We start from the raw sequence: 23,309 nt of genomic DNA on the forward strand, positions 1-23,309 counted from the left end.
AAAGCACCTTGATTTAGCCAGTCCTTATCTGTTCGCTATTTATTCTGAGATTGCCGCATAAGAGCCCCTCAACAAACAAACACCCCTCTTGGCGTAAGCTCGATACGTCAAGAGGGGTGTTCTATCTATTATTTACTCGTCGATAACTCGTGCAGCACCGAGAGCTCTTTCTCAAGCGTGCTCAGCAGACTCTTTCCTTCTGCTCTATCAATAAGTCCTAATCGCACTGCAAAATTAATTTCACGTGATAAGCCGTACATTTGAGTATCCAAAACTTCTTCGTAAGCTGGACATTGAGGTAAAGTTAAGTTATCCATCTGCACTTTAATTAACTGCAAAATTCTTTTCGCATCTTCTTTAAGAAGAGTAATAGCCTCTTCTCTGTGATCGATTTGTTTATTTGTCATCACAGAACCCCCATTCAACAAACACTTGTATGCGCTTGATTAATCTATTTTTTAATGCAAACATAATTCAGACAAATTTTATCCTCTTTAGTATAGCACATCTTGACGTCATTGTAACCTGATATACCAAGAAAAATTTTTACCCAATCGACCGCACCATTAATAAAAAAAGGTCTGTTACAAAAATCAGACTCACGAGTATCATCTGGACAACTTCCCATGCTTGTTTTTCGGTATGTTCATGCTATAATAAAACCACGAGGTGAACAAAATGAAGGCACAATGTATTTTATGTGAAACAATTGATGAACTAGATGATAAGAAATTCAAAACGAAGCAACTCCGGAATAAGCCCATTCGGATGTATCTTTGCCCTGAATGTGAAGACCGTATTGCCGAGAAAACGGTAGCCCGAATTAATTCCGGCAAATTCGAATTTCATAAACCAAAAACAAAGAATTTTATTGAAAAACCCGCTAACCATTAGAACTAGCGGGTTTTTATTAGCTTTTTTATTCGGTAATCCGGAAATCTAAATCAATCGCTTTTGGTGTTTTTGTTGCTAGTGGTTTCTCTGCAAAATCGTTTGGATTAGGAACAATGAGCTTTGTTAAATGTACAAGTTTATAGTAGTTATCTTTATTCAACATGTAAGTGATCGCGCCTTCACGTTTTGATTTTGCTGGGAAAATATTATGTGCCGCTGTACTGCCGGAAAGCTGATAGGCTGTTGGCACAAAATTCTCTAAACTAGCGCCTTTTGAAATACCACCACCGTTAATTTGAATTCGCTCAGCCAGGTAATTAATACTACTGGCGCTCGTGTTTTCAACAATGACATCTGCTGTCACCACAAAACCATTTTGATTGGCTAAATAGGATTCCGGGCTATATGGATCCATTTTTTTATTGGCGCCTGTCACGCTCTCGAGCTTGTATTGCTTCACCGTTACTTTCAGCGGACCGAAATCTGCTGTCTGCGGCGTTGTATTCAAGTAAACAAGCGATACAGTTCCGCCAGTTTTTGGTGCCACTGCGGATTGTTTAAAGCCGTCTGCACTTAATGAAAATGTGGTTGCTGTTCTTTTCTGTTCTGTCGCTACTTTATTTTCCGTTTTCGAATTCTCAGCTGGTGTATCTGGTGTCGTCGCTTCTTTATCTGCAGTTGTCGGCGTATCTTCTTTTGTTGTCACTTCTTCTTTATCTTGTTTTGCATCTGTTTGATCTTTTGCGTCGCTATCGGAACCCACATCTTGTTTTGTCGACGCCTCCTCTTTCTTTGCTGCTTTTTCTTCTGTTTTCGGTGTTGCCTCATCTGATTTCGAATTGTCCGAATCCGCACCTGAACCGCAAGCTGCAAGACCTAAAAGCATAATACTCATCACACCTAGCATCGCTATCCTTCTCATGTAAATCCCCTCCTCATTTCACGTTATCCCGTACCTTAACTATACCAAAAAAAACACCATATTACAATCATGTTACAAAAAAATCAATCTTCCGAACTTTCTAGACACAAAAAAACCGCCCCAATTTCTGGACGGTTTCGGTATTTATAATCAATCAGATACTTTTGTACGTTTCGCCGCTTTTTCACGTTCGTTTTTGTTCAAGATTTTCTTACGTAAACGAATGCTTTCTGGCGTTACTTCACAATACTCGTCATCATTTAGGAATTCTAATGATTCTTCAAGCGTTAATGTACGAGGTTTTTTGATAACGTTGGTTTGGTCTTTATTCGCAGAACGAATATTTGTCATTTGTTTCGCTTTGACAATGTTTACAGCAATATCGCCTTCACGATTATTCTCACCGACGATCATGCCTTCGTAAATGTCCGTACCTGGTTCCACAAAGATAGTACCGCGATCTTCTACTTGCATTGTTCCGTAAGTAGTTGATTTACCAGTTTCCATCGATACGAGAACACCACGGCTACGTCCACCAACACGACCTTTTTGCATTGGTTGGTAAGAATCGAATGTGTGGTTTAGGATACCGTAACCACGAGTCATCGATAGGAATTCCGTTGTGTAACCGATAAGCCCACGTGATGGTACTAGGAAAATCAAGCGAACTTGACCTGAACCGTCATTGACCATATCAGCCATTTCACCTTTACGTAAACCGATAGATTCCATAATGCTACCAACATATTCTTCAGGAGTATCAATTTGTACACGTTCCATTGGCTCACATTTCACGCCATCGATTTCGCGGATGATAACTTCTGGTTTCGATACTTGTAATTCGTAACCTTGACGACGCATATTTTCGATCAAAATCGATAGATGCAACTCACCACGGCCAGATACAACCCAAGCATCTGGTGAAGAAGTTGGATCAATACGTAAACTTACATCTGTTTGTAGCTCAGAAAGTAAACGTTCTTCGATTTTACGGCTTGTTACGTGTTTACCTTCACGACCAGCGAACGGACTGTTGTTCGTTACGAAAGTCATTTGCAAAGTAGGCTCGTCAATACGTAAAATTGGCAACGCTTCTTGATGATCATCCGGCGTTACAGTCTCCCCAACGAAGATATCTTCCATTCCGGAAACGGCAACTAGATCACCGGCTTTTGCTTGTGTAATCTCGACGCGTTTAAGTCCTAAGAAACCGAACATTTTAGTAACACGGAATTTCTTCACGGTACCGTCTAATTTCATCAAGGCAACGGATTGACCAACTTCCATTGTTCCACGGAAGATACGACCGATACCGATACGACCAACGTAGTCATTGTAATCAAGTAAAGATACTTGGAATTGTAATGGCTCGTCGCTGTTATCCACAGGCGCTGGTACGTTATTGATGATCAGATCAAAAATCGGATCCATTGTTTCTTCTTGGTCTTCTATTTTATCGCTTAATGAGCTTGTTCCGTTAACTGCCGCAGCATATACAACTGGGAATTCCAATTGATCTTCGTCCGCTCCAAGTTCGATGAATAATTCTAAAACTTCATCTACAACTTCTGCTGGACGCGCAGATGGGCGGTCAATTTTGTTAACAACAACAAGTGGTGTTAAATGTTGCTCTAGCGCTTTTTTGAGTACGAAACGCGTTTGTGGCATTGTACCTTCATACGCATCAACGACTAAGACAACACCGTCAACCATTTTCATAATACGTTCTACTTCCCCACCGAAATCGGCATGTCCAGGAGTGTCTAAAATATTGATATGCACACCATTATGATTGATGGCAGTATTTTTTGCTAAAATGGTAATACCACGTTCTTTTTCAATGGCATTGCTATCCATCGCACGTTCAGCTACTTGCTCATGATCGTTGAATGTTCCTGACTTACGTAAAAGTTGGTCCACCAATGTAGTTTTACCATGGTCAACGTGGGCAATAATGGCGACGTTACGAATATCTTCTCTTAATTTCAAAATTTTTCCTCCTAATATTAAATTACCTTCCGGAAGCTGGCGCAAAATCCCGCTCAGCTACTCAAAAATGGCCTAACTAAAGTCAAGCGCTCTTCATATATGGTAATACGACTTAGCTACCAGAGCCAAAAGAAAGAGGAAAATTGGCTTATTTTCCCCGTTTCTGGATCGTTTAGTTTTAATCAACTTTCCAATTATAGCACATTTCCTTGCGGTTAGCACGATTTTTATTCCATAAAATGAAACTTTATTGGAGCGTGGAATCAGATGGGCGATTAGTCATAGCTCACCTGAAGTAATCTCGAAGGAGCTCCGCGTGCACGCCAGGACTCGCGACAAATGAATCGCCTTTTTCTGTGATCACCATTTCCGAACCATTTACGCGCGTCACAACCGCGCCAACTTCTTCGGCGATAATTTTACCAGCACCGATGTCCCAAGGCGATAAATTAGCGCTGATATAAGCATCTGCGCGACCTGTTGCAACAGCCATATACTCAAGCGTTGCTGCGCCATACAAACGCAATCCACGTGCCGCTTTTATCGCAGCGAGTGTCTGTGGAAACTTGTGCATCGCAGCCGTATTAATGATAACAAGCGCGTTTTCCAATTTGTTCTCTTTGGCAAGCATCGGAATGGGTTCATCATTCACAAAAGCGCCTTCTCCGCGCTTCGCAAAGTAAAATTCGCCACCAACGACATCATAAATATACCCAAGCTCTCCGATACCTTCTTGATAAATACCTAGTGAAATCGCAAAATTCCGTTTTTGTTCAACAAAATTCACGGTTCCATCAATCGGATCAAGTACCCAGACGACCCCTTCCAGACTCGTGATTTCTTCGCCATAGCCCTCTTCTCCGAGCAACCGATGTTCTGGAAAATGTGTCGCAATTTTTTCAGCAAAATACCGCTCGGTTGCTCTATCCATATTAGTCACTAAATCATTGCGATCCGCCTTTGCTTCGACCTCAATATTTACCTGCTCAAGTGCCATAAAAATTCTATTTCCTGCCTCTTCTAACCATTCTCGCGCTAGTTGATCGATTTTCTCAAGTACCATCTTCGCATCACTCCTCATCTTGTTTCTCATTTTTCCTAGCTTATCATAATATCCAAGCTAAATACAGCCTCCAAGATTGATTTTTACGTTATAATGGAGTTGACGGCTATTTTTACGAAAGTGAGGAATCATAATGACTTTTACAAAAAAAGATTTTAAAGCAATGCAAGCGCCCGGTCTCGAAAAACGAATGGAGGCCATCCAGACACAAATCCAACCAAAATTCCGCGAAATCGGTGATGGTTTAGCCACCTATTTGAGTGCAAAAACAGGAGACAAGATGTTTTTACATGTCGCCCGTCACGCCCGCCGTTCCGTAAATCCGCCGGAGAGCACTTGGCTCGCCGTTGCAGGTAATAAACGCGGCTACAAAAAGCATCCGCATTTTCAAGTCGGGATTTGGGATGAGTATGTCTTTATCTGGCTTGCCTTCATATATGAAACGGAAAATCGCGCGATCGTCGTGCATAATTTCCTAGAAAACTTGGACCAACTCGAAAAGCTACCGGCTGATTTCTCAATTTCTCTTGACCACACCGAAAAACCGACAAGCCTCGTTCAAAATACGAATTTAACCAAAGCGCTAGAACGTTTTCGCGATGTAAAAAAAGGGGAATTCATGGTTGGTCGTATTTTCAAACCAGGTGATGATACCTTGAAAAATGATGCACGGTTTACAAAAGCGCTAGAAGAAACGATCGATTTGTTGTTGCCACTTTACAATATGAGTTTTGAAATGCAAAAAATTTAGCAGATGGCATGTACAAACACGCCAATTCTCTGTATAATGGTGAAGTTGTGATTATTTGAGAAAAGGAGTTGAGCACCATGAACACGAGTATCGCGCCGAGTGAACCAGATCCGCATCAGAGAATAATCAGGGATTCTATTCATGGCTTGCAACAGCACTCCATGCGCCGCTAGAATCCTTAGAAAAGGAGGAAAAGCCCATGCATCAAATTTTCAAATCGAATCAGGCTGGTAAATTAGAAGAATTAGAAAAACCAGAACGCAATTGTTGGATCAACATCGTAGCACCGTCATCCGAAGAGATCAACCAGATTGCTGATCAATACGGGATCCCACTAGAGTTCCTCGAAGATCCACTGGATAAAGATGAGAGTGCGCGGATTGAGCGAGATGACGATACGGAAGCTGTCCTCATTATTTGTGACTTTCCGATTGTAGATGAGGATGATATTCATTACGCGTCTTTTGAAACGATTCCACTCGGGATGATTATGACGAAAGATTACTTTATCACGATTTGCACGATTGATTCGTCGATTATTCAATCTTTTATTAAAAACCGGATAAAAGGCTTTTTTACACATATGAAAACACGTTTTGCCTTGCAAATATTATATATGATTTCCACGCAATTTCTCCGTCATTTGAAACGGATGAGTCGCCAAACCGATGAAATCGAGAAAGAACTGCACGAATCCATGCGTAATAAACAGCTCTACGATTTGATGGGGATTGAGAAAAGTCTGGTCTACTTCCTGACCGCCCTGAAATCAAACAAACTGGTGCTGGATAAAATGATGCGTCAGCATATCGTGAAGATGTATGAAGAGGACCAAGATTTACTCGAAGACGTTATCATTGAAAACCGCCAAGGTATTGAGATGGCAGAAGTTCATTCGAATATTTTGAGTGGCATGATGGATGCCTATGCGTCGATTATTTCGAACAACATGAATATCGTCATGAAATTTCTGACATCCTTTACGATCATTTTAACCATTCCAACGATGGTGTTCAGTTTTTACGGGATGAACGTGGATTTACCGCTCTCCCAAGCACCACTTGCCTGGATTTTAGTCATCTGTATTTCCTTTGGCATTGCGGGCCTACTCGGCTTCGTCTTTTGGAAACGGAAATTTTTCTAACCCTGAAACCACTTTCTTATCCGGAAGGTGGTTTTCTTATGTCAAAATCGGGAAAACCTGTAGCAAAGAGGTGAAAAGTAATGAAAACTAAATTTCTGATAGTTCCTGTCGTTTTTAGTGCGCTACTGCTGGCTAGTTGTGGCGGTTCTTACTCCTCAGATAGCTCGGGTACATCGAATTCCTATGGTAGTAGCAATAATAACTACGGTAAGACTACCGACGATACGATGAAAAAGGACACAAACAGCAACTCTCAAGTCAGTACGCTGAGCGAAAAAGATGTTTTGGCAACGGTAAAATCCAAGCTTGATTCGGATGTAGTGGTGATGCTTCCAAAATCAATTCCACTATCCTCGAACAAGCATTACCTCAGCGCCATGACAACGTCTTCGCCTGACGAGTACAACGTTGTCTTTTACGAAACAAAGTCACCGATTTCTGTGAATAGCTCCGACTTGAAGGATACGGCCAAAGCAACGCCACTCGCCACTGTTTCTGGTAAGAATTACGCGACAGAGCAAGAAGCCGCTGATGCTACAGGTCATATGGACAATGTCAATACTGGCATGAATGGTGTCGACCTTGGCTCAGGCATTACCGGCTATTCCGATGCTGGCGCTGGCTCGACCTTCCTCAACTGGGCAGAAGGACGTTGGAGCATGGGCATTCGCAACACGACAAGCGCCGATCCCCAAGATTCCATTGACCTAGCTAAAAAAATCGTCGCAAAACTCGAACAAGAAACCCTACCTGCACCGCATCAAGTTGGCGGAATGAAGCTTGAAGCTGCTCCAAACAGAGCGGATGGCAATATCATTAGCTGGCAAGAAGGCAAAACCGACTATATAGTAAGCGGTTTCACAGATCCACTGGACGGTATCACAATAACAACAAGTTTCATTGAATAAAAATAAGCGGCGACCCCATCCATATAGAGGTCCCCGCTTATTTTTATTATTCTTTTCCTGCTTCTTCTAAAATCAGTTTTTCCAACTCTTCCGATGAAATATGCTCATCGAAAATATGTTCACCGATAATAACCGTCGGCACTAAGCGGATATTCGCAGCATTTGCCTCTGCAATAATTTTTTGCGCTTGATCCTTGTTATCTTGCTCAGAAAGCCCAATTTCATCTTGTGCAAAATTGCCAACTTCTTCAAGCGTCAGTGCCCCCCAAAGATCTTGACGTGCATAAATCTCATCCAAAATCTCAAGTGTTTGCTCTGGCGCTGCATAATCCAAATAATGATGGAAGACATTGCCTCGTTGTAGTGACTCTTTTTCCTTATCAAATGGCTTCACAATTAACTCAATACGACCAGCGTCAATATAACGGCCAATCACATCACGCGATTTTTCATGCCATTCACGGCAAAACGGACAGCGCACATTCACGAATGAAATCACCTTTACCGGTGCGTCACTTTTCCCAATATGAATCCCTGCTTCTGTTCCTACATTACCCGCAATAATTTCACTAATATCCATTTTAAAATTCCTCCTATGGTTGCATTTTAATTTTACTTGTTGTGGCGTTTTTCACGAGTTGCATGACGCGATAAGCTGAATAGCCACTGGCCTTCTCAAATTCGTTACCTAGGCTCTTCTCTTCGCCGATCGAACGAACAACTTCTTTGAATGCACTATACTTTGCTTTTATTTCAGACGCTTCGATGCCAGTCTCGTAAGCTCTTTCCACTGCTTGATAAAAGCTAATAACAGTTGCCATCTCGTCTTTTGACCAATCTAAATTAATCGGATAACTATACTCCACGCTTGCTCCCTCCTTCATTCGATAACCCAGATTGCACCGCTGTGTCTAGCGCTTTTACGGTGGTTACTAACTGTTTTTGCTCCGCATCGGAAAGGGTTAATGGAACGACCTTCTTGACGCCTGAAGCACCGATAACCGCTGGAATACTGATGAATCCTGAGGTCACGCCGAATTTCTCTTGTACATATACGCCCACCGTCAAAATCATCTCTGCATCTTCCAAAATAACCTTCACAAGCTCCGTCAAACCGAGCGCGATACTGCAGTCAAATAAACGGCCCTCCGCTAAAGGTTCACGTGGAAACTCACTTATTTGCGTCACAATAGGTTCTAATTTTTCAAAAGAATAGCGATCTGGTTCATCCATGATATAGCTTAAAATCGAGCGTCCACCAATATAAGCGCGACTCCAAATAGGAACACCGTATGCTAGCGTACTACCAATCATGTAAGCATGCACGTTTTTCGGATTCACCTGAAAGTACCGGCCCAGCTCCGATTGTAAATGTGCTGTATCAAGCATCGTGCCAAGCGCAATAATTCTGTCAGTAGCAAGACCAGAGAATTTCATAATCCAATGTGCGACAACCTCACTCTGCGGTGTTGCCACCACGCAAATACCTTGGAATCCAGTTTCCATCCACTGCTTCACAAATTTGCGAACGATCGATGAAGCCTGTTGCATATCCTTGGTATCCATAAACGGATCATGCGTGAACACAATTAACGACGCGTTCCGACATTCCCCAAAATTCCCCGATATAAGCGTTGTTCTCGATCGGAAGGAGGTACCGTACTGCATATCTTTTATCATGTGAGACTTCTTCTCTGCAATAAGGCACGCCTCCACATTTAGCTGCTGGTTCATCATTGCAAAAACGAAACTCGTGCTTATCTTATTATTGCCGATAATCGCAATTTTTTTTCGATCCATTGCCAAAACAGCTTCACGCTCCCTTTACTAGATGTATCCTTCTTCATTTTATCATGAATAGCGTAACGATAAAAATATTGTGATTGCAAAAAAAGCACCAACTCTACAACTCATAGAATCAGCGCTTTTCTCCTATTCTTCCTCTTCTAAAGCTTGCCTGCGGTTCTTCCGTATATAATGTGTCACAATACAAAAAAACGTCGGTAAAACATAACTAACGATACTCAATAAAACGACTTCCATCACAGACTTCTGAATGAAACCATTAGTCAATTGAATGAAACCAGTAATCGGCGTTTCTAGAATCTTTATAACACTTTTTATACCACCTGTATCATGCATATGATGGAAAAATCCTACAACAAAGGCTAAAATCGTTAATACAAAACAAATCCCTGATACCACATACGCTATCCAGAATAGCGCTCGCTTCCATGTCCCCATTTCCCACCTAATCCTAATCGTATTTTGTGCCGAACTACACTCATTCTACTCCTTTGCTATGTAAAATCACACAAAAACGACTTTTATTGAAGAAAGCGGCTGTTTTCATGCGTTTCGAGATAGTCCTTTTTCAAGAAATGCGTCGCCACACAAAAGAATGCTGGTAACAAGTAGCTGATGATAATTGCCAAGAACACAGACCAAACCGGGCTCGTCAAATGGATCGTAAAGACCGCTGGATCTGTTACTGGACTCGCTAATATTCGCAAAACGGCGCGCCAACTATCGGTTTCATGCATATGCACGATAAAACCGTGGACAATGTTCACAACAAAACCTAAAAAGAAAATCGCGGAGAAGCCATACACAATACCGAAAATAATTTTTTCAACCTTTTTTTTCAATTTTACACCTGGATTCTTTTATTTTATATAGTTATCATACTACTTTGTTCTCGATTTCACAATAGTAAATTGCATAGGTAAAACGCTATCTGGACTGTTCCCCAGATAGCGTCATGTCTTACATGTGGATTGGACGACCTAGCGCAAGCTCTGCCGCTTCCATTGTCAACTCGCCTAAAGATGGGTGAGCGTGAATTGTAAGCGCAATATCTTCTGCTGTTACGCCTGTTTCGATGGCAAGTCCGATTTCCGAGATAATATCGGATGCGTTCATTCCTGCAACTTGGGCACCGAGGATAAGTCCGTCTTCTTTACGTGTTACAAGACGTACGAAACCTTCTGGAGCGTCAAGAGATAGGGCACGACCGTTACCGCCAAATGGGAATTTAGCAGCTTTTACGTCGAAGCCTTTTTCTTTTGCTTCTTTTTCTGTTAAGCCAACTGTTGCTAATTCTGGATCACTGAAAACAACTGCTGGTAGGGCTGTGTAGTCATTTTCAGATGCTTCGCCAGCGATCGCTTCAGCGGCAACTTTTGCTTCGTAGCTTGCTTTGTGGGCAAGTGGAACACCTGGAACGATGTCACCGATAGCATAGACGTTAGAAAGATTTGTGCGACCTTGTTTGTCTACTTCGATCAAACCGCGTTCGCTTAGTTTCACGCCTAGTTGTTCTAAGCCGATGTCATCCGTGTTTGGACGACGACCTACTGTTACTAAGACATAATCCGCTTCAACGGTTTTTGTTTCGCCGTCAGCTTCGTAGGTTACTTTTACGCCGTTTTCTGTTTCTTCGGCAGATTTCGCCAAAGCTTTTGTTACGATTTCCACGCCTTTACCTTTAAGGTTGCGTTTTACAAGAGAAATCATATCTTTTTCGTACGTTGGCAAGATTTCTGGTCCGCCTTCAAGGATTGTTAACTCTGTTCCAAGGTTAGCAAATGCGCCACCAAGTTCTGTACCGATGTAACCACCGCCGATTACGACAAGTTTTTTCGGAACTTCTGTAAGAGCTAGCGCGCCTGTTGAGCTAAGAACACGTTTGCCAAATTTAAATCCTGGAATCTCGATTGGACGAGAACCAGTAGCAATGATGACGTTGTTGAATGTGTAAGTTTGCGCGGATTCAGGGTGGATAACACGTAGGGAGTGCTCATCAACGAAGAAAGCTTCTCCTTCTAACATTTCCACTTTATTCTTTTTAAGCAAGCCTTTCACGCCTGTTGTTAATTTGCTAACGACAGAGCCTTTCCATTCTTGCGCTTTTGTGAAATCTAGGTTCACACTATCTGCTGTGATACCCATGTTATCGGAATGTTTCGCTTCAGCAAAGCGGTGACCAACTGTGATCAAGGCTTTGGAAGGGATACAACCAACGTTTAAACAAACGCCGCCGTAATGTTCTTTCTCGATAATCGTTACTTTTTGTCCTAATTGTGCTGCGCGAATTGCCGCAACGTATCCGCCGGGTCCTGCACCAATGACGATGGTGTCTCTTTCTTCTGGAAAATCGCCTACTACCATTTTTTTACGCCTCCATTAGTAAAAGTTCTGGGTCATTTAATAACCGCTTGATATTGTTCATAGCTTTTTGAGCTGTTGCGCCGTCGATTACGCGGTGGTCGAAGCTTAACGATAGAGCAAGTACTGGTGCTGCTACGATTTCACCGTCTTTAACGATTGCTTTTTCTGCGATACGACCTACACCTAAAATGGCAACTTCAGGGTAGTTGATAACTGGTGTGAACCATTGGCCGCCAGCTGATCCGATATTTGAGATAGTAGAAGAGCCATGACGCATTTCTTCCCCAGTCAATTTACCGTCGCGTGCTTTTGTAGCTAATTCGTTAATTTCGCTAGAGATTGCAAAAATCGATTTTTTATCAGCGTCTTTGATAACTGGTACGTAAAGACCGTGATCTGTATCTGCTGCAATACCGATATTGAAATAATGTTTGTAAACTAGTTCATCTGTTGCGTCGTCAAGTGTCGTGTTGAGCACTGGGAACTCACGCAATGTGTTTACTAACGCTTTTACCATGTAAGGTAGGAAAGTAAGTTTGATTCCTTTTTCAGCTGCTACGTCTTTGAAACGTTTCCGGTGAACCATCAAAGCAGAAACTTCGATTTCATCCATTAGCGTTACGTGTGGCGCAGTATGTTTCGAGTTAACCATTGCTTTCGCGATCGCTTTACGTGTTGGTGTTAATTTCTCGCGTGATTCTGGGTATGTTCCACCGCTAACAACTGGTGCTGATGCAGCTGCTGGTTTCGCTGCTGCAGTTTCTTGTGATGCCGCTACTGGAGCTGCTTCGCTTGTTGCTACTGCTGCTGTGTCGCCATTTAGGAATGCATCAACGTCTGCGCTAAGCACGCGGTTGTTTTTGCCTGATCCTGCAACTTGACGGATGTCTACGCCTTTTTCACGTGCATATTTACGTACAGATGGCATCGCGATAACAAGACCGTTTGGATCTTTTTGCGATGATGGCGTACCATTTCCACCTGATACTGGCGCTTGTGCTGCGTTATTATTTGCAAGTTTTGCAGTGTCTGCTGGAGATTCTGGAGTAGAAGAGTGGTCCGCTGTTGCTTCGCCTTCAAAGTCGCCCTCGAATGTGATTAACACTTGACCAACTGTTGCTACTACGCCTTCACCAACTAAAATGTCTTTTACAGTTCCTGCGACAGGAGATGTAATTTCTTCGACAGATTTGTCATTTTGAACTTCGAAAATGGTAGCGTCTTCTTCAATTTGATCGCCTGGTTTTACGAACCATTTCACGATTTCGCCTTCATGAATTCCTTCACCAATGTCCGGTAATTTGAATTCGTAAATGCCTTTTCCACCTGCTGGTGCTGGAGCCGCTGCTGGTGTAGAAGCAGGTGCTGCTGGCGCTTCTTCTGCATCATTTTCATGGCCCTCAACGCCATCAAACGTGATTAGAACTTGTCCAACTGTCGCTACTACGCCTTCACCGACAAGGATTTCTTTGACAGTTCCTGTAACGGGAGATGTAATTTCTTCAACGGATTTGTCATTTTGAACTTCAAAAAGGGACGCGTCTTCTTCGATCTTGTCGCCTGGTTTTACGAACCATTTGACGATTTCTCCTTCATGTATACCTTCACCAATGTCCGGTAATTTAAATGAATATGCCATTTTTTAAAAGCCTCCTGATTTAGTTTATAAAAGGACGTTTTTGAGTCTGTTCTAAATTAAAGTAACAAACTCAAGAAACGTCTTGTTTGGCGCCTTCGGATCTAGCTTCACCAGCCAACTCCTCGAAAACTTCACGCCCTCCACAAAAACCAAGTATGGGTTTTTATTGCGGCGCCTCTCAAGTAGAGGGTTGTCAGTCTCGCGTTGCTCCACTGCCTATTGATTCACTAAATCAAACCAAACGACGGTTTGAAAGTTTATCAACATAAACGGGCGTGTTCAGCCTTTCAAATTAAAACGCTAGTACTTCTTTAATACGCTCAACAATATCGTTATGGTTTGGTAACCAAACTGTTTCTGCTTGTGCGAATGGGAAGACGCTGTCTGGTGCTGTAACACGCATCACTGGCGCTTCTAGGGAAAGGATGGCACGGTCGTTGATTTCAGCGATAACATTAGCAGCGATTCCTGCTTGTTTTTGCGCTTCTTGAACGACAACTACGCGATTCGTTTTCTTAACGGAAGCGATGATTGTGTCTACATCCAATGGGCTGATTGTACGAAGGTCGATAACTTCAACAGATACGCCTTCTTTTTCTAGTTCTTCTGCTGCTTTCACAGATTCTTGAACCATTGCGCCATAAGTGATGACAGAAACGTCTGTACCTTCACGACGAACGGCTGCTTTACCGATTTCGATTGTGTACTCGCCTTCTGGTACTTCTTGACGGAATGAGCGGTATAATTTCATGTGCTCTAAGAAAATAACTGGATCGTTATCGCGGATTGCTGAGATCAAAAGACCTTTTGCATCGTATGGTGTTGATGGGATAACAACTTTTAAACCAGGTGATTGTGCCATTAGGCCTTCCAAGTTATCCGCATGAAGTTCAGGCGTATGAACCCCACCACCAAATGGCGCACGGATTGTGATTGGAGCAGTACGAGTACCACCAGTACGGTAACGCATACGTGCCATTTGACCAGCAACAGAATCCATTACTTCAAAAACGAAACCGAAGAATTGAATTTCAGCAACTGGACGAAAGTCTTCTAGTGCAAGACCAATAGCAAGACCACCGATACCTGATTCTGCAAGTGGCGTATCGAATACACGATCTTCGCCAAATTCAGCTTGAAGTCCTTCAGTAGCACGGAAAACGCCACCGTTATTACCTACATCTTCACCGAAAACGAGGACGTTCTCGTCATTTCTTAGTTCTACTGCAAGCGCATCTGTAATCGCTTGAATCATTGTTTTTTGCGCCATGATTATTTCGACTCCTTCGCTTCAAAAATTGCCAGTTGCTCTTTGATTGGAGCAGTTGGTGTTTCGTACATATTTTTAAGAAGATCTGATACTTTTTGTTTCGGTGTAGCGTCAGCTTCTTTAATCGATGTTTTGATTTCTTCTTTTGCTTGTTCGATTACTGCGTTTTCTTTCTCTTCGTTCCAAAGCCCTTTCGCTTCTAGGAAAGTACGGAAACGAACGATTGGATCTTTGAGTTCCCATTCGCCATCAAGCTCTTTTGTACGGTAACGAGTTGGATCATCACCTGAAAGTGTATGTGGACCATAACGGTAAGTCATTGTTTCGATCAATGTTGGGCCATCGCCTGCAACGGCACGATCACGCGCAAATTTCGTTACAGCGTATACTGCTAGTGGATCCATACCGTCTACTTGAACGCCTGGGATTCCAGCTGCAACTGCTTTTTGAGCAAGTGTTACTGCAGCAGATTGTTTTTCGCGTGGTGTTGAGATCGCGAACATGTTATTTTGTACAACGAAGATTGCTGGAGCTTTATAGGCACCTGCGAAGTTCATACCTTCGTAGAAATCACCTTGTGAAGATCCGCCGTCACCTGTGTATGTGATGACAACTGCGTCTTTTTTACGCTTCTTAAGTCCTAAAGCAACGCCGGCAGCTTGAACGATTTGTGCACCGATGATGATTTGTGGAGATAGAACGTTTAAGTCGTCTGCGAATTGATTTCCGACAAAATGGCCACGTGAGAATAGGAAAGCTTTTGTCAGTGGAAGGCCGTGCCAAATCATTTGTGGTACATCACGGTAACCAGGAAGCACGTAATCTGCTTTTGTTAATGCATAGTGACTTGCCAGTTGTGAAGCTTCTTGTCCAGCTGTTGGTGCATAGAAACCTAGGCGACCTTGGCGGTTCAAGGAAATCGAACGTTGGTCAAGAACACGTGTCCAAACCATGCGTGTCATTAATTCTACTAACTGCTCGTCTGTTAAGTCGGGCATCAAGTCAGGATTAACAACCTCTCCTTTTTCATTTAAAATTTGGACCAATTCAAATTGATCGGCAACAGCTTTAAACTGCTCTTTCACATCTACTACAGTCTTCTTTGTTTTAGAAGCCATCGTGTAATCTCTTCCCTTCTGGTTTGAAATATTTTTAAGAATTGAATGCGCAAACATTAGTTATTCTTTCCACTACGTATAATGTAGCAAAAGTTCCGCTTGTCAGGCAAGCAATACAATGCATGGTTCGCTTCTCAATTTTCCTAACTGGATTCGTGTATTATTCGGTTCGTTCAAAAATAATGCACAGTGCCATCTGCCCATCTTCTTGCCTATTCCCAATCTTTTAGGACTGAAAACATGGTTTTGGGATGAGTTTGTGAAAAAAGATACGAAATACCTTCACATTCACAAATTCACCTCGCTTCGCGGCGATCGCTTGGATTTAGACTTCGCTGTTATATTTTTTAAACGCCTTACTATTAATACACCAATCTTCCTCTTTAATTTACACCATCCATCTGCATTCGTCAATAACTTAAGCTCACTTTGTTTTTATTGTATTACCAAGGTTTTACGCCCCATCATTCGTTTTCGAAAACTGTATTAGGAATTGTGTTTCTCAAATGAAACTGTTATATAATAAAGCAAAGATGGCTTAGGCTTCATCTTTCGAATTTTATTTGAAACGGCTTTCTTTTGTTTGTGAATTCACAAACAAATATATTTATATAACAGCTCGACATGGCGAACAATATGCTAACTACTGTTTTTAACGTTCGTCTTTTTAGTGTCTATATTCTAACATAAAAGTTATTTCATCCTTAGCATTTACTCTTTTCGATAGGAATTGGAAGTAAAATTCATTCCCAACGCGGGCTTTTTTTGGTAAAATGGAGATAAGTTTATTAGAACAGGAGAGAAAATAATGCTTACAATGGATGATATTGTCCGTGAAGGAGATCCTGTTTTGCGCGCTGTCGCGGAGCCGGTCACTTTCCCGCTATCGGATGAAGATAAGAAAACTGGTCAAAGAATGTTAGAGTTCCTCATTAATAGTCAAGATCCTGAAATCGCTGAGGAACACGAATTGCGTGCTGGTGTCGGTATTGCTGCGCCACAAATTGCTGTTTCCAAGCGTTTGATTGCGATTCATGTGCATGATGACAATGATCGTTTATACAGCTATATTTTATACAACCCAAAGATTCGTAGTCATTCCGTGGAAAATGCATGTCTAGGCGGTGGTGAAGGCTGTCTTTCTGTTGATCGTGAGGTTCCTGGTTTCGTCGTGCGCAGTGCGCGTGTAACTGTGGAAGCTTTTGATATCGATGGGAAGCCGTTGAAATTGCGTTTGAAGGGGTATCCTGCGATTGTGGTGCAGCACGAGATTGATCATTTAAACGGGATTATGTTTTATGATCATATTAATAAGGAAAATCCCTCCTATTTACCGCCTGATGTGACAATTTATGAATAACTAAGACGAAGCAGACCGAGCTATTTGATATAGTTCGGCCTGCTTTTTATTTCAAAGCGGACTCTTATCATTTACAACCTCCCATATTTTTAGTACCTTTTTTGTGTTATTTTTAACAAAAGAGGGTATGGATGGCTAAAAGCTATTTCAAGTTTAGTGAACACTACATAGAAGCTTGTACAAAAAAATTAGGGGGATTTGTAATGAAATATTTGCATAATGGGTTGAAATTATTGATTTGTATTGTCATCGTATTCGGGAGTATTGGGCTAAGTACGAACGCCAAAGTGACGGCGGAATCACCACTTAGCGCAACCTTACCAGCACCTATCAATCAAGTATTTCCCGATGCCGCACTCGCGCAAGTGATTGCTACCAAGCTTGGCAAAACGGTCACTGATACGGTGACTGTGGCTGATTTGAATACCATTACAAGCATTTCTTCTGCGGAAGGTTCAAGCAAAGGAATAACTTCGCTTGATGGCATGCAGAATTTACACAATTTGCAAGATCTAAGGCTAGGCAGTAATAATATTAGTGATTTAACACCGATTGCTGGACTTACTAATATCACTGCTCTGTTCGTCGTTGGTAATCATATTAGTGATATTACACCCATAGCCGGACTTACCAATTTGGCGAGTGGTCGATTTGACTCTCAGACTATTACTGTACCACAGGCTTCGAATAACGGTTCTTTCGTATTAAATTTAACAGGTGTTCTGAAAAATATGAGCGGTGGTATTCCAACTACAATTTTTAACATAAGTAATAGTGGGAGTTACAGTAGCCCTAATGTAACTTGGAATGGCCTAACGACACAAACTAGTCTTAGTTTTCGATTCCAGCAGGATGTTGTTGTTAACGGAAATGCTATTGGTATTTTTCATGGAACAGTGACACAACCAACACAGAATATAATATATGATCCGATTGGACCGATTAATACGGTTTTTCCAGATGCAATGTTGGCGCAGGTCATCGCAACTAAATTAGGGAAAAATGTAACAGATGTCGTGAATCAAGCTGATTTGAATACGATTGTATCTTTGAGTACCGCTGAAACACTGAACAAAGGTATTACTTCATTAGTTGGAATGGAACATTTAAAATACATCACTTCTTTAGATTTAATAAATAACAATATTTCAGATGTGACACCTTTAAGTGGATTAACCCAATTGGGGGCTTTAAGCTTGGTTGGCAATCATATTAGCGATATTAGCCCGCTTGCTAATTTAACCAACCTCAATACTTTCCGTTTTGACTCACAAACGCTTACAATGCCTGCTGTGAACACGACCGATCCACTTAGTATAACAGAAATGACAATCACCGGTATCAGTGGTAATCAATTAGCGCCATACACGATTTCAAATGGAGGAACCTATTCCGCCCCAACAATTACTTGGACTGGATTAACGAATCAATTGAAGGTCACATATTCATTTTTTGAAACTGTAACGCTTGGGAATGGTACTGGAAATTACCATGGTACTGTTACCGTACCTCTAATTCCAGATACGACGCCACCAGTTATTACCGCCGATTCTAACTTTACTTATGAGCAACATGAAGCCGTAACTGCTAGTCAGTTTTTGCTGGATATCCATGCCACGACGGACGATGGTTCTGTCATTACCTCTGATTTCGAAACGGCTGTAGATTTGGACGTGGTTGGTGATTATACGGTCACTTTAAATTCTACGGATAGTATGGGAAATGTTGCGCCTCCACAGACGGTCACGGTGCATGTAGTGGACACTGCTCCTCCTGTGATAACGGCGGATAGTGCGTATACGTATGAATCTGGCAGCATGCTTAATGAAGCTATTTTCCTTCAAGATATCCACGCCAAAACAGATGATGGTTCCGCGATTACTTCGGATTTTGCGGATGTAGTCCATTCAGATGTGATTGGTGATTATACGGTCACGCTAACATCGACGGATCAATATGGGAATGTCGCAGCTCCGGTGACCGTTACTGTGCATATTGTTGATACGACTTCTCCTGTGATCACCGCCTCTCCTACTGTCACTTATGACATCGATCAAACGGTGAGTGAAGCCGACTTTTTGGATAGTATTGTAGCAAAAACGGATGATGGTTCCACAATCACATCTGACTTTGAAACGGCCGTTAATTTTGCCGTTCCTGGCGAGTATACTGTCACCTTGCAGTCCACCGACAGTTCTGGGAACGTCGCAAAACCAGTACGTGTGACTGTCAAAATTGTCAGCTCGGCTGTTCCCGTGATTTCCGCGAATAGTGATGTGACTTATCAGCAATACGCGACGGTGAGTGCAGCACAGTTTTTGAAGGATGATAAAGCCAGTGCTAGCAATGATGGTATTGTTTCTTCTGATTTTGCGAGTGTGGTAAATTTAGGGGTTGCTGGTGATTATGTGGTTACTCTGAATGCAGTGAATTCGGATGGGGTTGCTGCGGTTCCGGTGAAAGTGACGGTTCATGTGATTGCGTCAAAACCCGATGACCCTACTAAGCCTGTTGAGCCAACACATCCTGATAAGACGAAACCAACCAAGAGTCAGATAGATTCAGATAAAACGCAGAACGTGCAACGCTTACCTGAGACTGGTGATTCCTCGCTTCCGCTTGCTGGATTTGGTTGGATTGTACTTATTGCAGGAGCGCTATTGTTGAAAAAAAGAAGTTGACATTGGGAAATCTCTGATGATTGGATGACAAGAAAAACGTTATCTAGTCTTTAGGGATTTTTTTATTGTAGTCTTTTCTTTTATTAGAAACTGTTATAATGGGAATAGGAAAAATAGAAAGACTGGAGGTTTGCGAAATTGATTAGGGAAGCAGGGCAAGATGATGTAGAACACATAGCAAATTTAGCTGTTATGTTGTGGAGCGGGCAAGTAGTTCAAGATTTGATGGAGGAGTTTTCGGAAATAATTTACCGAGGGAACGTGCAATTTTTTCTGAAATATGATCAAGATACGCCTGTTGGATTTGCGCAGTGTCAATTAAGACATGATTATGTGGAAGGAACAGCGACCAGTCCTGTTGGATACTTAGAGGGGATTTTTGTTAAGGCGGAATATAGACATAAAGGATATGCGAAGGAATTGTTATCTGCGTGTGAAAAATGGGCTAAGCAGCAAGGGTGTACCGAGTTTGCCAGCGATTGTGAATTAGAAAATGATAGTAGTTTTCATTTTCATCGAGCGATGGATTTTAAGGAAGCAAACCGAATTATCTGCTTTACAAAGAGACTATAAATTCTAGATGGGCAATTCCCTGATTCCGCTCTTTTTTACAGCTTCGTAAGCGGTTTTCTGGTAAAATGGAAGAGCAGGAAGAAGGTGTTTCATATGGAGCGTTATGATCGGCAAATGCGGGTCGCTCAGATTGGGAAGACAGGACAGGAGACGTTGCAGGCGAGCACGGTTCTGATTGTTGGGATTGGTGCGATTGGTACATATGCAGCGGAAATTGCGGCTCGGATGGGAATTGGACGGCTTATTTTAGTGGATCGTGATTTTGTGGAATTATCGAATTTGCAACGGCAGACGTTGTTTACGGAACAGGACGCGATGCAAAAAGAGGCGAAGGCGTGGGCGGCAGCAAAAGCGTTACGCGCGATTAATCGGGATATTCAGATTGATTTCTTGGTGGATGATGCGAATCCTCAGTCGTTGTTGCCTTTTGCGGGAAATGTGGACGCGGTTTTGGATTGTACGGATAATTTTGCGACGCGGCGCTTTTTGAATCAATGGTGCTTGGATCAGCGAGTACCGTGGGTTTTTGCGTCGTGCGCGGGGACATTTGCGAATGTGATGCCGATTATTCCTGGTGAGACGGCTTGTTTGCATTGCCTGATGGAGAAAATGCCGCTTTTTAATGAGACGAGTTGTGATATTATCGGGGTTCATGGTGCGCTTATTCCGATGCTTGCGGGGCTTCAAGTGTCACTTTTGACGAAGCTGTTGCTTGGGGAACGAAGCGCGAAGTATTATCAGATGGATAATTGGGAGATGGCATTTCAAGCGTTTGGTGTAAAGCGGAATCCTGATTGTGCGGTTTGTGTGCGCGGTGAGACGGCTGAGATTTTGTTTTCAAAGCAGCCAGTTCTACTTTGCGGGCGTGATACGGTGCAGTTTCAGATTGGTTCGGCGATTGATTTTCGCGAGCTAGAGATGGTACTTCAAAATCAGGATATTATTTTTCAAACGAATCGCTTTGTTTTGACGTTTTGTTTTCAGGGATATGATTTCACCGTTTTTCAAAATGGGCGTGTGTTGGTGCACGGGACGGATGATTTAATGATAGCGAAGAAGCAATATCAGCACTTTTTTAATGAAATTTGAGGAGGCGCAAAACATGGAACAGAAGGAATTTATTCAGGCTCGGGTTGGCATTTTGACCATTAGTGATACGAGGAATTTGGATACAGATAAAAGTGGGCAGTTGCTCGCGGAAGCGCTTGAAGCGGCGGGACACGTTGTGACGCAACGCATTGTTGTGAAGGATGATGATTTCTTGATCAACGAAGGGCTCGCCAAATTGAAACCGCAATGTGATTGTGTAATTTCAAATGGGGGTACAGGTATTGCTGTGCGCGATGTGACCTTTGAAGCATTGTGGGACCAAGTTGCACAAGAGATTCCCGGTTTTGGCGAGCTGTTCCGGATGCTTAGTTACAAAGAGATTGGAACACGGGCGATGTTGTCACGGGCTTTTGCCGGGTTTACGCTCGATAATGTGTTGCTTTTCGTTCTTCCTGGTTCATCCAATGCTTGCGGACTTGCGATTAACCAACTCATTATTCCAGAATTGCCACACTTCTTGGCAGAACGTCGAAAATAGAATTAAAAAATCCTAGCGGTGTGCGTATCGCTAGGATTTTTTGCGTTATTTATAGGTACGAATCATTGGAGGCACGTAAGAAGCTATAAATTGGTCGATCTCATCCAGTGATTCCGATATCAAAATTTTGTCACGGTCGGCTGGTGTTAAAAAGCCCTCTTCTACCATTTTGTCGTAAAGCTTTCCGAGCAAATCATAATAACCATTCACATTGTATAGAATACATGGATTCGTATGCTCACCAATTCTTCCCCATGAAATAACTTCGGTGATTTCTTCTAGCGTTCCTGGTCCGCCAGGCATAGCAATATATACGTTCGCCGAGGCAATCATTTGTGCTTTTCTTTCGTGCATATTCGCAACGACATGCAGTTCCGTCAACCGTTCATGCGCAATCTCTCTATTTTTCAACGCCTCTGGAATGACGCCAATCACCTCAGCGCCACTTGCTAAAACTTGATCTGCGAGCACGCCCATCAGACCTACTTTTCCGCCACCGTAAACGAGGCCATCGTGTTTTTCTGCAATCCACTTTCCGAGTGCTACGGTCGCTTCTTGGTATATTGGGCTGTTCCCCATGCTTGCTCCACAAAATACGGCGATATAATTCAAATGTGGCAACTCCTATCTATTTGGTTAAAAGGTTCGCGAATTCATTGGATACTGCTTGTAAAGAGGTTTTATAGGGCGCGAAGTCTTTTTCAATGTTTTTAAATTGGCCGGATGCATCGAACATCTCATCCGAAATGTCAAGCGGTGGGTTGGTCGCCATATTGTGCATATGTAAACCTTGCGTCACGAGCTTCATGCTAAGCGTTGCTTGGAAACCGCCATGTCCGCCGTAGCACATGATGCTCACCGGTTTCGCGCGCCATTCATCATATAGGAAGTCCAACGCATTTTTTAAGACGGCGGGATACCCCCAGTTATATTGCGGAAAAACGAGAACGAAGCCATCGTAGCCGCTGATTAAGTCACTCCAAGCCTTCGTGTGTGCTTGTTGGTAGTTATGATGTGCTGGAATTTCTGGTTCGTCTAAAAATGGTAAGTTGATTTCGGCAAGGTCGATCAGGCTCAGGTTTAGCGCTTCGTGTTCCATTTCTTTCATCGCCCATTCTGCCACCGTACGGCAGACGCGTGTTGGTCGGTTACTTCCGATAATGAGGCCTATCTTTGGTTTTTCAGACATTTTTCACGACTCCTTTTATGACGCAAAAGCCCGCATCTCGAAAATGAGAC

Annotated in this window: 24 protein-coding genes; 9 read left to right on the forward strand and 15 right to left on the reverse strand. The window is 42.5% G+C overall.

All coding sequences use genetic code 11. The annotated features are described in order from the left end of the window. Positions 1 to 128: 128 nt before the first annotated feature. Entirely contained in the window at positions 129 to 407 is a 279-nt protein-coding gene (locus tag HCJ54_RS00445; RefSeq protein ID WP_036067182.1) for an Fpa/YlaN family protein, read from the reverse strand. Positions 408 to 678: 271 nt separating this feature from the next. On the opposite strand from HCJ54_RS00445, the gene HCJ54_RS00450 reads away from it, so the two are divergent. Beyond that, entirely contained in the window at positions 679 to 894 is a 216-nt protein-coding gene (locus HCJ54_RS00450) for a YlaI family protein (RefSeq protein ID WP_036067180.1), read from the forward strand. Between the two features lie 25 nt (positions 895 to 919). Here the strand turns inward: HCJ54_RS00450 and HCJ54_RS00455 are convergent, their stop codons facing one another. From HCJ54_RS00455 to HCJ54_RS00465, 3 genes are all read right to left on the reverse strand, one after another. Continuing rightward, complete coding sequence (locus HCJ54_RS00455; protein ID WP_187136231.1) at positions 920 to 1,816, reverse strand: DUF5068 domain-containing protein; 897 nt, start codon at positions 1,814 to 1,816, stop codon at positions 920 to 922. 150 nt (positions 1,817 to 1,966) lie between these two features. Beyond that, positions 1,967 to 3,805 carry a translational GTPase TypA gene (gene typA, locus HCJ54_RS00460; protein WP_185409557.1) on the reverse strand — a complete coding sequence of 613 codons (1,839 nt, stop codon included), beginning with the start codon at positions 3,803 to 3,805 and terminating at the stop codon, positions 1,967 to 1,969. A 286-nt stretch (positions 3,806 to 4,091) separates the two neighbouring features. Continuing rightward, positions 4,092 to 4,868, reverse strand: a complete 777-nt coding sequence (locus HCJ54_RS00465) for an inositol monophosphatase family protein (RefSeq protein ID WP_187136232.1) — start codon at positions 4,866 to 4,868, stop codon at positions 4,092 to 4,094. A gap of 133 nt (positions 4,869 to 5,001) precedes the next feature. Between HCJ54_RS00465 and HCJ54_RS00470 the strand changes: the two genes are divergently transcribed. The 3 genes from HCJ54_RS00470 to HCJ54_RS00480 all read left to right on the forward strand — a co-directional run bounded on the left by HCJ54_RS00470 (position 5,002) and on the right by HCJ54_RS00480 (position 7,671). Next, a complete protein-coding gene (locus HCJ54_RS00470) occupies positions 5,002 to 5,619 on the forward strand; it encodes a YktB family protein (protein ID WP_187136233.1) in 618 nt (205 codons plus the stop codon). A 199-nt stretch (positions 5,620 to 5,818) separates the two neighbouring features. Then, positions 5,819 to 6,763, forward strand: coding sequence for a magnesium transporter CorA family protein (locus tag HCJ54_RS00475; RefSeq protein ID WP_187136234.1), 945 nt, complete (start codon positions 5,819 to 5,821; stop codon positions 6,761 to 6,763). Between the two features lie 80 nt (positions 6,764 to 6,843). Beyond that, the gene (locus HCJ54_RS00480) at positions 6,844 to 7,671 is read left to right on the forward strand and encodes a hypothetical protein (protein WP_187136235.1); all 828 of its coding nucleotides are present in this window, start codon (positions 6,844 to 6,846) and stop codon (positions 7,669 to 7,671) included. Positions 7,672 to 7,717: 46 nt separating this feature from the next. Here the strand turns inward: HCJ54_RS00480 and HCJ54_RS00485 are convergent, their stop codons facing one another. The 9 genes from HCJ54_RS00485 to pdhA form a co-directional block, all read right to left on the reverse strand. Continuing rightward, positions 7,718 to 8,251, reverse strand: a complete 534-nt coding sequence (locus HCJ54_RS00485) for a DsbA family protein (RefSeq protein ID WP_187136236.1) — start codon at positions 8,249 to 8,251, stop codon at positions 7,718 to 7,720. A 13-nt stretch (positions 8,252 to 8,264) separates the two neighbouring features. Then, positions 8,265 to 8,537, reverse strand: coding sequence for a UPF0223 family protein (locus HCJ54_RS00490; RefSeq protein ID WP_185409561.1), 273 nt, complete (start codon positions 8,535 to 8,537; stop codon positions 8,265 to 8,267). Next, the gene (locus tag HCJ54_RS00495) at positions 8,527 to 9,471 is read right to left on the reverse strand and encodes a Rossmann-fold NAD(P)-binding domain-containing protein (RefSeq protein WP_187136237.1); all 945 of its coding nucleotides are present in this window, start codon (positions 9,469 to 9,471) and stop codon (positions 8,527 to 8,529) included. Before HCJ54_RS00495 ends, HCJ54_RS00490 begins: the two co-directional genes overlap by 11 nt. A 132-nt stretch (positions 9,472 to 9,603) precedes the next feature. Further along, on the reverse strand, positions 9,604 to 9,915 hold the full coding sequence (locus HCJ54_RS00500; RefSeq protein WP_187136238.1) for a hypothetical protein: 312 nt from the start codon (positions 9,913 to 9,915) through the stop codon (positions 9,604 to 9,606). A gap of 83 nt (positions 9,916 to 9,998) precedes the next feature. Beyond that, complete coding sequence (locus HCJ54_RS00505) at positions 9,999 to 10,319, reverse strand: hypothetical protein (RefSeq protein WP_185409564.1); 321 nt, start codon at positions 10,317 to 10,319, stop codon at positions 9,999 to 10,001. Positions 10,320 to 10,437: 118 nt separating this feature from the next. Beyond that, positions 10,438 to 11,841, reverse strand: coding sequence for a dihydrolipoyl dehydrogenase (lpdA, locus tag HCJ54_RS00510; protein ID WP_185409565.1), 1,404 nt, complete (start codon positions 11,839 to 11,841; stop codon positions 10,438 to 10,440). Between the two features lie 4 nt (positions 11,842 to 11,845). Continuing rightward, a complete protein-coding gene (locus HCJ54_RS00515; RefSeq protein WP_187136239.1) occupies positions 11,846 to 13,480 on the reverse strand; it encodes a dihydrolipoyllysine-residue acetyltransferase in 1,635 nt (544 codons plus the stop codon). A gap of 292 nt (positions 13,481 to 13,772) precedes the next feature. Beyond that, the gene (locus tag HCJ54_RS00520; RefSeq protein WP_036077442.1) at positions 13,773 to 14,750 is read right to left on the reverse strand and encodes an alpha-ketoacid dehydrogenase subunit beta; all 978 of its coding nucleotides are present in this window, start codon (positions 14,748 to 14,750) and stop codon (positions 13,773 to 13,775) included. Positions 14,751 to 14,752: 2 nt separating this feature from the next. Beyond that, a complete protein-coding gene (gene pdhA / locus HCJ54_RS00525) occupies positions 14,753 to 15,868 on the reverse strand; it encodes a pyruvate dehydrogenase (acetyl-transferring) E1 component subunit alpha (protein WP_185409567.1) in 1,116 nt (371 codons plus the stop codon). An 808-nt stretch (positions 15,869 to 16,676) separates the two neighbouring features. Here pdhA and def point away from each other — a divergent pair. The 5 genes from def (at position 16,677) to HCJ54_RS00550 (ending at position 22,070) form a co-directional block, all read left to right on the forward strand. Further along, positions 16,677 to 17,228, forward strand: coding sequence for a peptide deformylase (gene def, locus HCJ54_RS00530; RefSeq protein WP_185409568.1), 552 nt, complete (start codon positions 16,677 to 16,679; stop codon positions 17,226 to 17,228). A 203-nt stretch (positions 17,229 to 17,431) separates the two neighbouring features. Next, entirely contained in the window at positions 17,432 to 19,909 is a 2,478-nt protein-coding gene (locus tag HCJ54_RS00535; RefSeq protein ID WP_187136240.1) for a LapB repeat-containing protein, read from the forward strand. Between the two features lie 138 nt (positions 19,910 to 20,047). Further along, positions 20,048 to 20,482 (forward strand): aminoglycoside 6'-N-acetyltransferase, encoded by a 435-nt coding sequence (gene aac(6') / locus HCJ54_RS00540; protein WP_187136241.1) that lies wholly within the window; start codon positions 20,048 to 20,050, stop codon positions 20,480 to 20,482. Between the two features lie 93 nt (positions 20,483 to 20,575). Continuing rightward, positions 20,576 to 21,571, forward strand: a complete 996-nt coding sequence (locus HCJ54_RS00545) for a ThiF family adenylyltransferase (protein ID WP_187136242.1) — start codon at positions 20,576 to 20,578, stop codon at positions 21,569 to 21,571. 13 nt (positions 21,572 to 21,584) lie between these two features. Then, positions 21,585 to 22,070, forward strand: coding sequence for a MogA/MoaB family molybdenum cofactor biosynthesis protein (locus tag HCJ54_RS00550; RefSeq protein WP_036067459.1), 486 nt, complete (start codon positions 21,585 to 21,587; stop codon positions 22,068 to 22,070). A 45-nt stretch (positions 22,071 to 22,115) separates the two neighbouring features. On the opposite strand, the gene HCJ54_RS00555 is transcribed toward HCJ54_RS00550, so the two are convergent. Both HCJ54_RS00555 and HCJ54_RS00560 read right to left on the reverse strand, forming a co-directional pair. Next, positions 22,116 to 22,682: an LOG family protein gene (locus tag HCJ54_RS00555; RefSeq protein ID WP_187136243.1), complete on the reverse strand. Its 567-nt coding sequence runs from the start codon at positions 22,680 to 22,682 to the stop codon at positions 22,116 to 22,118. Between the two features lie 16 nt (positions 22,683 to 22,698). Beyond that, a complete protein-coding gene (locus tag HCJ54_RS00560; RefSeq protein WP_036067456.1) occupies positions 22,699 to 23,259 on the reverse strand; it encodes an NADPH-dependent FMN reductase in 561 nt (186 codons plus the stop codon). Positions 23,260 to 23,309 lie beyond the last annotated feature (50 nt).

It is taken from the genome of Listeria grandensis (assembly GCF_014322885.1).
In the GTDB taxonomy this organism is placed as follows: Bacteria; Bacillota; Bacilli; order Lactobacillales; family Listeriaceae; genus Listeria_A; species Listeria_A grandensis.